This is a genomic window from Nocardia sp. JCM 38205 (assembly GCF_058222935.1).
The window spans coordinates 153,467-165,042 of sequence record NZ_JBYHFL010000009.1; the positions used below are offsets into that span (position 1 = coordinate 153,467).

An 11,576-nucleotide genomic window follows, 5' to 3' on the forward strand; every position below is an offset into this window, starting at 1 on the left:
TCACCACCAGGGCTCGGGACGATGCCGCTCCCAGTGCAGTTCCGACTCCAGTTGCGCGGCAAGCGACACCAGCATCGGTTCGGTGTCGGCGGTACCCATCAACTGTGCTCCGACCGGCAGCCCGGAGCCGGTGAACCCGGCGGGCACGTTGACACTCGGCCAGCCGAGCACATTCCACGGCCAGGTGTACGGGCAGGCCGCGGTGATGAGGTTGTTGGTGGCGATCACGCCGATGCCGTCGATCTCTTCGGCCCGGGGCGGGGGAGTGGCCGTGGTCGGGGCCAGCACCACATCGAATTCGTCGAAGAATCCGCCGATCCGCCGGTGCAGCAAGGCCTCCGCTTGCCTGGCCGCGAACAACGCGGGCCCGCTCAGCAGCATCCCAGTGCGCACATTGGCCATGGTCCGTGGATCGACCCGGGCGCCGGGCATCCGATCGTGTACCGCGCGGATACCGGCCATCGAGCGCGGAAGGAACGACGCACCCATCAGTAGTCCGTAGTGCAGGTTGCGCACGGTGACCGAATGGCCCAGTCCGCGCAGGGTTTTCGCGATCCGGTGCACGCCCGCCTCGACCTCGGGATGCAGTGCGGTTCTGGTCGCGGTGAACGGGATGTTCAGCGACAGTGTGATGCGCAGCCGCCCCGGATCGCGGCCCACCGCGTCAGTGAGGGTGAGCGGCCGCGGTGTGTGCAGATCGCCCGGGTGCGGGCCTGCCGCCGCGTCGAGCAGCAGTGCCGCGTCTCCGACCGTGCGCGCCAGCGGGCCGTTCACGGTGAGTCCGTTGAACGCCTCCGGGAGCGGCCAGGTGGAGATCCGGCCGCGCTGCGGTTTGATGCCGACCAGGTTCGTCCACGCGGCCGGGATACGCACCGAGCCCGCACCATCGGAGCCCAGCGCGGCCGGAACCAGCCCGGCCGCCACCGCGGCCGCCGACCCGCCCGAGGATCCGCCCGGCGTATACGGCCGGCCCCACGGATTGCGGGTGTGTCCGAACGCGGCGCCGCTGGTGAAGGGCAGTTGGCCGTACTCGCAGGTATTGGTCTTGCCGACGATCACCGCGCCCGCGGCCCGCAGCCGGCGCACCGACTCGGCGTCCACTTCCTTTGGCTCGAAATCACCCATGACGCCGAATGCCGTCGGTTCGCCCGCGATATCGGTGTCGTCCTTGATCGCGATCGGCACGCCGAGCAGCGGCAACCGCTCACCGGCCGCGATCCGCCGGTCCGCCGCCGCGGCCTCGGCCAAGGCCCGCTGACGGCGCACGATCCGGAACGCGTTGAGCGAGGGCTGGGCGGCTTCGATGCGGTCGAGCGCCTCGGTGGTGGCAGCCACCGAGCTGATCGTCGTATTCGCGATGGCCTCGGCCAGCTCGGCCAAGCCGAGGTCGCGCACAGGCGAGCCCGCGCGGTTGATCGTGTCGTCCGGCACCGCCATGTGAGCTCCGTCTCCTCGTTCCTCTGTTGTGCACGGTAGCGCGGATCTGGTCAGTCGTCCAGATTGCTTGCGGGAGCTAATTGCTTCGAGCCGTGGACATACATACGGCATGTATGTAACAGTGGCGGTATCCGTACACCAGGGGAGAAATCATGGGAATCAGCCCTTCGCTCGGCCCGGTCCACGACATCGATCTGCCCGCCGGGCGCATTCGCTACCACGAGACGGGCGACGGGCCGCCCGTCGTCTTCGTGCACGGTCTGCTGGTCAACGCCGATCTGTGGCGCAAGGTCGTGCCCGCGGTCGCGGCGGCCGGTCACCGCTGCCTGACCCCGGATTGGCCGCTCGGTTCGCACACCATCGCGTTGCCCGGCGCCGACCTCACGCCGACGGGCGTGGCGGCCGTCATCGCCTCGTTCCTGGACCGCCTCGACCTCACCGACGTCACCATCGTCGCCAACGACACCGGCGGCGCCATCACCCAGATCCTGATGACCCGCCACCCCGAGCGCATCGGCCGCGTGGTGCTGGCCTCCGTCGATTGCTACGACAAGTTCCTGCCGCAGCCGTTCACCCTGCTCGCCACCCTTGCCCATCTGCCCGGTTCGATCCGCGCCGCCACCGAACTCCTGCGGATCCGCGCCCTGCACCGGCTGCCGATCGCTTTCGGCTGGGTGGCCAAACATCCCGTTGCCGCCGACATCGTCGACTCCTATCTGCTTCCGAGCCGCACATCGAAGGCCGTTCGCGCCGACGTCCGCCGGTTCTTGAAATCCGCCACCTCGCGCCACACCCTGGAAGCCGCGAGCAGATTCCCGTCCGTGCGCCTTCCGGTTCTGCTGGTCTGGGCGCGCGAGGACAAGCTGTTCCCGGTGCCGCTCGCCGAACGCATGGCCCGCGAACTTCCGAATGCGACGTTGCAGCTAGTCGACGATGCCTACACGTTCCTTCCCGAGGACCAGCCGGAAGCCTTGACCGGGCACATCCTCGCGTTCCTCCGCGAGCACGTGGTGCGGTAAGGGGCGACGTCGCGGTTCGCTCGGCCGGTCGGCAATCACGTCGCGGCGAGTCGGCGGCAGCTACCGCTGATCGCCGGACCAGTGGTATTCCACCTGCTGATCGTCGACCGCAACCCCTTGCCGGCGCAGGCTGTCGACCACCTGCGCGGTGATGTGGCGCGGCGGCCGGTAATGGGTGCTGTGATCGGAGATCACCCGGATGACGCCGAATGACGCGGCCAGTTCACCGGCCCCGGCGCATGGTGCGCCGGCCAGGAAGCTGGAGTGGTGGAAGCGTCCGAGGATGTGGTGCGCGGACGAGTAGATGGTGCCGTCGGCGTCCATGACGAAGATCGCCCGCCCACCCTGCGGGGTCCACAGGGTGCGCGCGGCCGCGGTGTCGAAGAGTTGTCCGCGGCTGTCGTAGAGGCGGCCGTCCCGGACGTGCAGCCGGTACGGCCGCCGCTCCTGCTCGTCGAGGTAGCTGACGTGAGTCCCGTTCCAGCGCCGATTCCCCGGCAGATGTTCACCGACGAACTCCGGTTGGATGGGAGTGGTGCGGTACCGCCCGTGCTCGTCCACCCGCGCCAACAGGGGCGTCACCTGCCGCTGCTCGAGATCGGTGCATTCGATCAGCTCACCCAGCACCTGCGCCGCACCCCGCTCACCGCTCGGAACGAGAATGGCAATGCCTTCGGACTGCGGCCAATACGACGCGACCAACCCGACCTCTGCCCCCGACCGCAACCGCAGCAGCAGAAACGCCTGCCGAGAATCATCGCGCCGCTGAAACTTCCGCCCGAGCACCTGCTCGAGCCGCCACACCGGACGATGCGAAACCCCGATGGCGAGCCCGTTCGCGAACTCCTCGAACCGATCCTCCGGCAGCCATCGGACCGCCGGTTCCGGCCGGGCCCCATCTCCGCGCGCGCCTTCCGGACCACCCCGCCCGTTGTCCCAGTTCTGCATATCCACCCCAGTTCCCTCCACCCGATACCGGACCAGAATCTACCTACCTGGAAATCTGGGCACCGCATCTGGTTCCGTCGGGTTTGTTGGGATCCATCGCGCTACCGAGCAATCGGCCGAATTCAGGACCCGGGGACTGCTTCCGGCCACGTTGTCCTTTCAAGACAAACCCCATCCGAGGCTGCTCCTAGCTTCGATTCGGCCCCGCCGCGGGGTCGATGCCGGATCCCTCCACGGCACACCGGACGACAGTGAGCTGCCGCTGGTGACGTGAGTTCCCCTGCGGCGGGCGCCGCGACCGATTTGCGCAAGGAGGAAGCGGAATGCTCATCGTGCCGTCCGATGCCGAGCCACCCGATGTGCACCTGTCCGTGCATCTGCACGGCATCCGCATGGATTTCGCCGCCCGCCCCGCCGCCGCGGCGGAATTCCTGCGCGACTGGCGGCGCCACCACCATCCCGACACCGCAACCATCGTCCCCGGCAGCGCCGCAGGCCTGCCGCGCCTGCCCAACGAAATTCTGTACACGGAGCCGTGATCGAATGCCTACTCCCCGGACGCGGGCCGATCCGGCGCGTATCGTCGCAGGTAGTCGCCGTCCGGAGGGAGTACGGTCGTGAATGAGATGCCACCCAATGAAGTCGGCCGCAGGTTGCGGGAAATCCGCGTCTGGCGGGGTTTGAGCCTCGAGGTCACGGCAGGTCTGGCCGGGATCAGCTTCGGGTACCTCGGGCGGCTCGAACGCGGGGAACAGGCGCTGTCGAATCGGGGGACGCTGGAGGCGCTGGCGCGGGCTTTGCGGGTAGCGCCGTCGGAATTCACGGGGCGGCCGTGGGAGAGCGGGGACGGGCGCGGCTCGGATGCCTATGCCGGGCTGATGGCGGTCGAATCCGCGCTCGATGCCTACGAAATCGGTGACGATCCAGGCGGAGTCGCACGTGATTGGCCGTTGGTGGCTGCCGACTTGGATCGTCTGCACGATCTGATTCAGGCAGGTGACTACGCGCAACAAGCAGCGTTGGTGCCAAAGCTATTGGCGGAGTTGCACATCACCTATTGCCGTGGCACGGCTCCGCGCGAAGATGTCCTGCGGGGAATGATCACCAGCTACAGCTCCGCCATGTGGGTGACGAAGCGTACCGGCGGCCGTGGTCTGCCACTGCTGGCCGCGAAGGCGGCACAGCAGTGCGCCGAACTCTTGGAATCCCCGGCCTGGTGTGGATTCGCGACCTGGCTGCGCGGCGATGCGACCGGTGCGCTCGCACGGCCCGAGCAGTACCGCCGGGCAGTCAATATGGCCGACCGGTTGACCGGCGATCTCGACGACCACAACGTGATCCAGGCCTACGGAATGCTGCATTTGTCTGCCGCCCTTGCGGCAGCGGTTCAGGCAGACCGAGACACCGCATACACCCATCTCGACGAGGCGAGCGAAGTCGCTGCCCGGATGGACGACGAGGTCGGCACCTTCGGCCGAATGTGGTTCGGCCGAGCGAACGTCGGTATCTGGCGTGCGACGATCGGCCTGAGTTCGGCGAAGGCGCCCGGGTCGCCGAACAGTCGAAAGATGTCCACGTCGATGCCATACCGAGCACCGTCCGCCGCGCCGAGTACTACGGCGAAATCGGGCGCGCGCTGCTGTCGGAACCGAAGACTCGTGAGCAAGGGTTGGCGACGTTGCTCAGGGCCGAAGAGCTTGCGCCGCAGCGGGTTCGCGCCGACGTCTTCGTCCGCGAAGCTGTCGCCGACCATCTACGCACTGCGCGGCGTGACGCCGGCGGGCGAAATCTGCGGGGGCTGGCGTGGAGGTTGGGGATCGCGCCGGAGGTCGCTGCTCAGCACTGATCGATTGAATCCGTCACCGATCAGTAGGTCGCTGGTTCGGCCGGCTGGTCCGGTGCTGATCCCTCATGGCCGGGCATGATGGTGCCGCGCCCGGGAGCCGGCGTATTCGATACGGCCGAACACGCCGGTCAGTATTCCTCGGCGACCTTCCGCAGCTCTCCGAGTGAGGGAGCCACCCCTTCCGGCGCGTCCGGTTCGATCCAGCCGGAGTACTCGTCGTAGGGGAATCTGCGGCAGTAGCGGATGGCGTCGACGGGGTGGCGGCCTGCGGCGTAGCACTCGCTGAGCCGGATGACCCAGCGTCCGCGGCCGACGATGCCCTGATTTCCGGCGTATCGAAGCGGCAGGTATCCGGCGGCCCGTTCAGTCGTCGATGCCCAGAGGAAGGCGACGACTTCGCCATTCTTGGTGACCGGAATGAAGTGAACAGGCGTAGATGTCTCCCCAGCGTATGTGGGAGGGTTCGCGATGTATGGCGTGCTCCATCCTTTGGATCGGTCGACTGGTGTGCCGCTAGGGAATTCGCCGTCCTGAACCCACGGTCCTTCGCCGATGGGCGGGCCTTCCGGATTGAGCTGGTCCCATAGTTCTTGCTTGCTGTTGGATCGCTTTACAACGGCATCCGCTGGAATTCCACCGCATCGCGGATCTTCCGGCCATCCGATCCAATGTTGAATTGCCTGCTCGGCCCTGAGCTTGTTCCGGTAGTTCTCGATGAGACGCTTTTCCCAGAACGATGCACAGGTGAGATTGTCGGGGTCGGCGGATATTTTGCGCATGTAGCCAGCGGCCTCGACGCCAATGCCCGCCCACAGGTGGCCCATCAATGTCCCTCTCCGGAGAATAGGGAGATAGATGATCGGCCGCCGAGTCCATGCCGCGTAAGCATTCTCGAAATGTGGAGAATGTGGAAACGGCGGGCCGTCTTGACGATCGTCGGGCCCGTAGGTGATTTGGGGTCCTGAGTTCATTGCCGATTCTTGCCGTTCCGATTCATCTGTTCGCGAGGGCCTTCAGGTCATCGAGCGTCGGCGCGATGAGTTCGCGGGCGTCGTTGGGGATTTCGCCGGAGAGGAAGTCGGGTGGGTAGTTGCGGCATTGGCGGAGTGCGTCCAGTGGGGGGTCCGGCGGCGTAGAAGTCGGACAGGCGTAGGTGCCAGAGGCCTGCACCAGCTCGTGCCTGTTGACCGGCGCCGGCGACCGGCAGGTAGTCGGCGGCGTTCTCGGTCGGCGACGCCCAGAGGTAGGCAATGAGGGCGCCGTCCTTGATCACCGGCAGATATTGGACAGACGACGTTGCTCGTTTCGCATAGGTCGGTGGGGTCGCCATGGCGGGTATGCTCCACCCCTTTGAACGGTCTACCGGTGTGCCGCTGGGCAATTCGCCGTCTTGTATCAATGGTCCGTCGCCTATCGGTTCCGCGTCTGGATTGAGCTCCGCCCACATGTGTTGTAGTGAGGGTGTCTTCCGCTCGACGGCCGATGCCGCGATGCCGCCGCACCGCGGGTGCTCAGGCGCACCGATCCACTGTCGTATCGCGACCAATGGGTCGAGCCCTTGTCGGTAGCTCTTCGACAACCGGTCGAACCAGAAGCTGAGGCATGTCAGATTGTCGGAATCGGCGGCGAGGCAGCACTCGTAACCGGCAGCATTGCTTCCGATGGCGGCCCAAAGGTAGCCGATCAATCGGCCCCCGCAGGTGACGGGTAGATACCGTACTGGTTTCCGGGTCCAGCTCTCGTAGCTGACTTCGTTCCAGGGTTGCATCACACCTTCAGCTGTACCTGTGGATGTTGAGCACATGGCTCATTCATTGGCAGCCTCACGAAGTTCAGCCAGCGACGGTGCGACGCCTTCGGGTGCGTCTGGTTCGATCCAGCCGGAGTATTCGTCGTAGGGGAATCTGCGGCAGTAGCGGATGGCGTCGACGGGGTGGCGGCCTGCTGCGAAGCAGTCGCTGAGTCGGGCGAGCCACAGACCGCGCCCATTGATGCCTTCCAGACCGGCGTACCGGAGGGGTAGATAGTCCGCTGCCTGCTCAGTCGGAGACGCCCACAAGAACCCTACGACCTCCCCGTTCTTGGTTACCTCGAGAAAGTGAACGGGTGTCGATGTCTCGCCTGCATAGGTAGGAGGGTTGGCGACATGTGGTGCACTCCAAATTCTGTCCGGACCTGTTGAAGTACCGTCAGGAAATAGGTTGTCCTGAATCAATGGGCCTTCTCCCAAGGGTGGTCCCTCAGGATTAAGCTGACCCCAGAGGGTCTGCATGGAACTCGCCTGCAGGACTGTTGTGCCCGCGGGTACGCCGCCGCATCGCGGATCTTCGGGATGCCCTACCCAGTGCTGTATTGCCTGTTCAGCGGTGAGTCTGTTCCGGCAGTTTTCGTTCAGGCGCGCTTCCCAGAACGTCTCGCAAGTGAAATTGTCGGGATCGGCGGAAATTTTCCGCATATGGCCTGCGGCGTCGACTCCCTTACCCGCCCACAGGTATCCGATCAATGTACCTCTCCGGAGGATAGGGACATAGACGACTGGCTGCCGGGTCCATCCCGCGTATGAGTTCGAGAATTGTGGAGAAGGTGGAAAGGGTGTGGGGTCTTGGTGGTGGTCGCCCATTCGATGCTCCTAACCGGATTCTGAGTGAGTGTCGACGTCGTCCGATCGGTAACGCTACTGCCCTGGTGGTATCACCCGTGCCCTGATCAAGTAGCGCACTCCCGTGTATCGATCGCCGGATGGGTTCTCGATGACCTCGGTGATCTCATACTGGATGCCGCGTTGCAGAATCAACTCCCGCTGATCGGGGTACCGACTTCGCGCGCCCATCCATCCGGCGTGTGTGCCGGCCGGGACATCGAGTTCCATGCGGATAGGGCCATCGAAGTGAGCGGGAGGTCTAGCTCCGAGACTGGACGACATGAATCCGGTCTCCGTTTGTCTGGTCCCGATGAGGAGGCGAGCATCGCCGCTACCCAGTTCGGTGCCGAGGTTATCGATCGTCATGAAACTGATGTCTCGTAGTCCGCGTACTACCTCCACGCGCTCGGGTAGCGGCCGAGTCAGCGCGCGGTCGAGTCCCGCACAATGTGCATTCAAAAGGTCGGGTGTGATGGGTCGACCGAAGTCGTGAGTCATCTGCCTGATCGCTTTGGAATTATCCCATATCTCTTTCGCCCGCCGGCTCGGGCTTGGAGACGCCAGGATGGATTCAATAATCCTCCGCTGTTCCGGTTGCAAATCATGACGATTCGCCAGGGCATGGAGCTGGTCGTTGGACGGTGGATTGTTCGGATCGGTCAGTGCGGACAGATTCTGGAAGTAGTGCTGGTCTCGGTGCAAATCGTTCAGCCATTGCCAGGGATTCGGGTGCCGCAGGAAATTATTGATCCAAGAATTAACCGTGTATTGGTACAACTCGCGGAATTCCGGCGCAGGCATCCCGTCGCGGGTTCGTCCGAGGACCTGCTCGCCATACCAGTGTCCCTCAGCATCCGAGCTGAAGCGGCGCGCGGGCGGGGTGGGATGTGACCAGGCCACCGCAGGGCTGTGGCTCGGAGAAGGCGTTGCGGAATTTCTCCAACCGCCGAACCATCGCTTCCACCGGCTCGGGCGCGGCGGCGGTGTAACACTCGGCGGTCGTGTGCCAGCGGGGTTTACGGGAATTGGGGCGTGGGCTGCGGCGGGTGGTGTCGGCCGCGGGGCTGGGCTCGGGGATCGGGGTGGGGTGGAGTGCGCCGCCGGATTCGTATGCGGACGCGCGGGGCTGCGCGGTGGGGGTGCCGATGGCCTGGCGGGGTTCGGCCGTATCGGCGCGTGGCCAGCCGGACGGGGATTCGGATTGGATTCCGGTGCTCGGGTGATGTGTTCATCGCCGCGCGGTGGCATCGGATTGGTCAGGGGCGGTGTCGGCGCCGGTGCCGGGTTGTGTGCCGGTGCAGTGTTGTGCGTCGGTCCCAAGTTGTGAACCGGTGTTGTCGACGGCGTCGTCGGATTGTTGCGTGGCCACCACTCCGGCAGTTGGGACCTGCGGCGGTGGAAGTCGGGGTCTTGGTGGGCGTAGAGGGGTGGGGTAGTCGCCGGGGTGCGGGTGTTGTCGGGGGAGGAGGGGGAATGGGCTGGGGAGGTGCCTACGACGCGATCATCCCGTGTGGGGGCCACTCCTTCTCGCGGCGGGCTCGGTGGATGATTCGGCCTGCTGTGGTCCGGAAGATCGCGTCCTCCGGTTGGGGCGGGCGGGGGGTTTCGGTCGTCTTGTCGATTGTCAGGGTTTGGTTGAGGTTGTCCCTCGTCGCTCCGAACCGGTACTCCACCTCGGTCGGATCGTCCCTGATCCTGTTGTAGTACACCAGAAGTGCCATTGGTCTCTCGGTTCGTCGAGGGAGCTTCGGGAGGGTGGGGAGCAACCGGGCGCGTCGGCGAGGTCGTGTGTGCCGGTGGGGGCGACTGGGTGGGGGTGGTGGCGGGGCGAGAGCGGCTCGGCGATGGATCGGATGGTGCGGTAGGACCGCTGTGGCTGGGCGAGGCGTGATTGCCTGGGGTAGTCGCTGTCGGGTTCGGCGCGGTGGGCGTGGTGTTGTCGCGGGGGTCGGCGGGGTTTCCGGAGGGTGTCGTGTCCGGGCGATGCGTCGACGGATTGGACTGCGTCGGACGCTGGGTTCGGCCCTGAGGGATGGGCTGGGCGGATTGCGCGGGGCCGGTCGTCGGGTCCGCGGGTGTGGTTGCGCGGGGTGAGTCCGTTGCCGACGGCGAAGCGGTGAACGCCGTGGGAGGTGGGGCGGTGGCTGTGGCCGCCGCCGCTGTGGTGGAAGTGTCCGTAGGGTCCGAAGGGTCGGTTTGTGCGTCACCAGGTTCGGCATGGTTGGGGTTGTGCGCCGCCGGGGGCGTGGTGTTCGGCGCTGTCGACTGGGAGGCGCTGGTGGCGCTCGGTGCCGAAGGCAGACCGGAGGACGCAGCGTTGCTGGTCTGGCCGGTCAAGGTGCTGTCCTGGGAGGAGGGGTTAGGGCTGCCCGGGGAGGGATCCTGTGCAGGGAGATCCAGCGGGGCGGTCGATGAGCCGGCCGGGTTGTCGCTCTGGGCGGGCAGATCGAGCGACGGTTCCTGGCCCGGCTGTGCCGACGGCGGGTCCTCCTGGTTCGGGAGATCGAGCGGGGTGGTTCCGTGGGCAGCAGAGGAAGGCTGCTGCTCCGGGAGATCGAGGGAGCTCGGGGGCTGGGTGTTGTCTGTGCCGGGGGCGTTGTGCTGATCGGGAAGATCGAGCGGGGCCGGCGACTGGGAGGCCTGGGACGACGGAACGTCCTGGGCGGGGAGGTCGAGGGAGTTGGTCGCCTGGGCCTGCTGGGACAGTGGGGAGTCCTGGCTGGGGCGGTCCAGGGAGCCCGGGTTCTGGTTCGTGGGTGCGTTGGTGTCCGGCTGGTTGTTGCCGGGCTCGTTCGGGCGCTCGTTTCCACTGCCGTCGCCGTCGCCGTCGTCAGCTCCGGTGGAAGAGGAGTGGGTGGGTGGATCGTTCGGGGGTGGGGTGTTGGCGCCCGGGTCGGTGCTGTTGTCGGGATCGCGTGCGCCGTCGTTCAGGTTGTTGTTGGAGTTGTTGTCCCCGTTGCCGCTTTCTGCGGCCCGCGTGCCGTCGTTGTGCCCGCTGCTGGCGTCGCTGTTGGTGGGCTGCGTTTGTTCCCGAGCGGGTGGATCGTTGCCTTCGTCGGGCGTTGGCTGGCTGTTGTCGTTGCCCGCGGGGGTCGTGGGTAAGGTTTGTTGGCTCGGGTCGTCGGCGCCGGTGTTGTTGGGGTCGCCGGTGGATGCCGGTTGGGTGTTGGCGGACTCGTTGCCGTTGCCGTCGTTGGTATTTGCGTTGGCTGGCGAGGTTTGGCCGGGCTGGTCGCCAGTGTTGGCTGGGGAGTTCTCGCCCTCGGGGTTGTTATTGCCGCTGGGGTTGTTCCCGCCGTGATTGCCCGCATTGTTGGCCGGGTTCTGGTTGCCGCCGCGATCGCCGTCGTTGCTGCCACGGTCGTCGTCGTCGTTGCCGCCGCGGTCGAACTGATTCTGGGCGGCGCCTGCGGCGGCGCTGGTGAAGGTGTCGGCGGATAGTTCGAATTCTTCGCCGGTGATGGCGGCCATGGCGGCTTGGGAGCCGATGTCGGAGGCGACTTCGGTGGTGTAGTCGGTGGCGAATTGTTTGGCGCGGTTGCCGACGGTGTTGGCGAGGCCTTCGCCGGCGGTTTCGCCGACGCCGTTGGTGAGCCCGCCCTCGCGGCCGAGCCCGCCGGAGATGGCGCCGCCGATGGCGCCGCCGGCGGCGGATTGCCAGACGGCGGTGAAGTCGTCGCGGGAG

At 66.2% G+C, this 11,576-nt stretch carries 9 protein-coding genes and 1 pseudogene; 5 read left to right on the top strand and 5 right to left on the bottom strand.

Annotated elements, in window-relative coordinates:
* Positions 1–1,437, bottom strand: coding sequence for an amidase (locus tag AC4HOU_RS26555; protein WP_490725510.1), 1,437 nt, complete (start codon positions 1,435–1,437; stop codon positions 1–3).
* A gap of 152 nt (positions 1,438–1,589) precedes the next feature.
* Between AC4HOU_RS26555 and AC4HOU_RS26560 the strand changes: the two genes are divergently transcribed.
* The gene (locus tag AC4HOU_RS26560) at positions 1,590–2,456 is read left to right on the top strand and encodes an alpha/beta fold hydrolase (RefSeq protein ID WP_490725511.1); all 867 of its coding nucleotides are present in this window, start codon (positions 1,590–1,592) and stop codon (positions 2,454–2,456) included.
* A gap of 60 nt (positions 2,457–2,516) precedes the next feature.
* Here the strand turns inward: AC4HOU_RS26560 and AC4HOU_RS26565 are convergent, their stop codons facing one another.
* The gene (locus AC4HOU_RS26565; protein ID WP_490725514.1) at positions 2,517–3,404 is read right to left on the bottom strand and encodes a hypothetical protein; all 888 of its coding nucleotides are present in this window, start codon (positions 3,402–3,404) and stop codon (positions 2,517–2,519) included.
* A gap of 323 nt (positions 3,405–3,727) precedes the next feature.
* Here AC4HOU_RS26565 and AC4HOU_RS26570 point away from each other — a divergent pair, with 323 nt between their 5' ends.
* Positions 3,728–3,943: a hypothetical protein gene (locus AC4HOU_RS26570; RefSeq protein WP_163814060.1), complete on the top strand. Its 216-nt coding sequence runs from the start codon at positions 3,728–3,730 to the stop codon at positions 3,941–3,943.
* 87 nt (positions 3,944–4,030) lie between these two features.
* Positions 4,031–5,329: a helix-turn-helix domain-containing protein gene (locus tag AC4HOU_RS26575; RefSeq protein WP_490725515.1), complete on the top strand. Its 1,299-nt coding sequence runs from the start codon at positions 4,031–4,033 to the stop codon at positions 5,327–5,329.
* Positions 5,330–5,378: 49 nt separating this feature from the next.
* Here the strand turns inward: AC4HOU_RS26575 and AC4HOU_RS26580 are convergent, their stop codons facing one another.
* The 3 genes from AC4HOU_RS26580 to AC4HOU_RS26590 form a co-directional block, all read right to left on the bottom strand.
* On the bottom strand, positions 5,379–6,221 hold the full coding sequence (locus AC4HOU_RS26580; RefSeq protein WP_163814058.1) for a hypothetical protein: 843 nt from the start codon (positions 6,219–6,221) through the stop codon (positions 5,379–5,381).
* Positions 6,222–7,057: 836 nt separating this feature from the next.
* Entirely contained in the window at positions 7,058–7,753 is a 696-nt protein-coding gene (locus AC4HOU_RS26585) for a hypothetical protein (protein ID WP_163814057.1), read from the bottom strand.
* A 171-nt stretch (positions 7,754–7,924) separates the two neighbouring features.
* Positions 7,925–8,791 (bottom strand): ADP-ribosyltransferase, encoded by an 867-nt coding sequence (locus AC4HOU_RS26590; protein ID WP_163814056.1) that lies wholly within the window; start codon positions 8,789–8,791, stop codon positions 7,925–7,927.
* 2,319 nt (positions 8,792–11,110) lie between these two features.
* Between AC4HOU_RS26590 and AC4HOU_RS26595 the strand changes: the two genes are divergently transcribed.
* Both AC4HOU_RS26595 and AC4HOU_RS26600 read left to right on the top strand, forming a co-directional pair.
* Positions 11,111–11,332 carry a hypothetical protein gene (locus tag AC4HOU_RS26595; protein WP_490725512.1) on the top strand — a complete coding sequence of 74 codons (222 nt, stop codon included), beginning with the start codon at positions 11,111–11,113 and terminating at the stop codon, positions 11,330–11,332.
* 36 nt (positions 11,333–11,368) lie between these two features.
* Positions 11,369–11,576: pseudogene (locus tag AC4HOU_RS26600) on the top strand (hypothetical protein); the annotation flags it as partial.

Bases quoted from the DNA above. Each gene is read 5' to 3' on its own strand.
- AC4HOU_RS26575 (WP_490725515.1), top strand. From the start codon at position 4,031: ATGCCACCCAATGAAGTCGGCCGCAGGTTGCGGGAAATCCGCGTCTGG.
- AC4HOU_RS26555 (WP_490725510.1), bottom strand. From the start codon at position 1,437: ATGGCGGTGCCGGACGACACGATCAACCGCGCGGGCTCGCCTGTGCGC.
- AC4HOU_RS26570 (WP_163814060.1), top strand. From the start codon at position 3,728: ATGCTCATCGTGCCGTCCGATGCCGAGCCACCCGATGTGCACCTGTCC.
- AC4HOU_RS26560 (WP_490725511.1), top strand. From the start codon at position 1,590: ATGGGAATCAGCCCTTCGCTCGGCCCGGTCCACGACATCGATCTGCCC.
- AC4HOU_RS26580 (WP_163814058.1), bottom strand. From the start codon at position 6,221: ATGAACTCAGGACCCCAAATCACCTACGGGCCCGACGATCGTCAAGAC.
- AC4HOU_RS26565 (WP_490725514.1), bottom strand. From the start codon at position 3,404: ATGCAGAACTGGGACAACGGGCGGGGTGGTCCGGAAGGCGCGCGCGGA.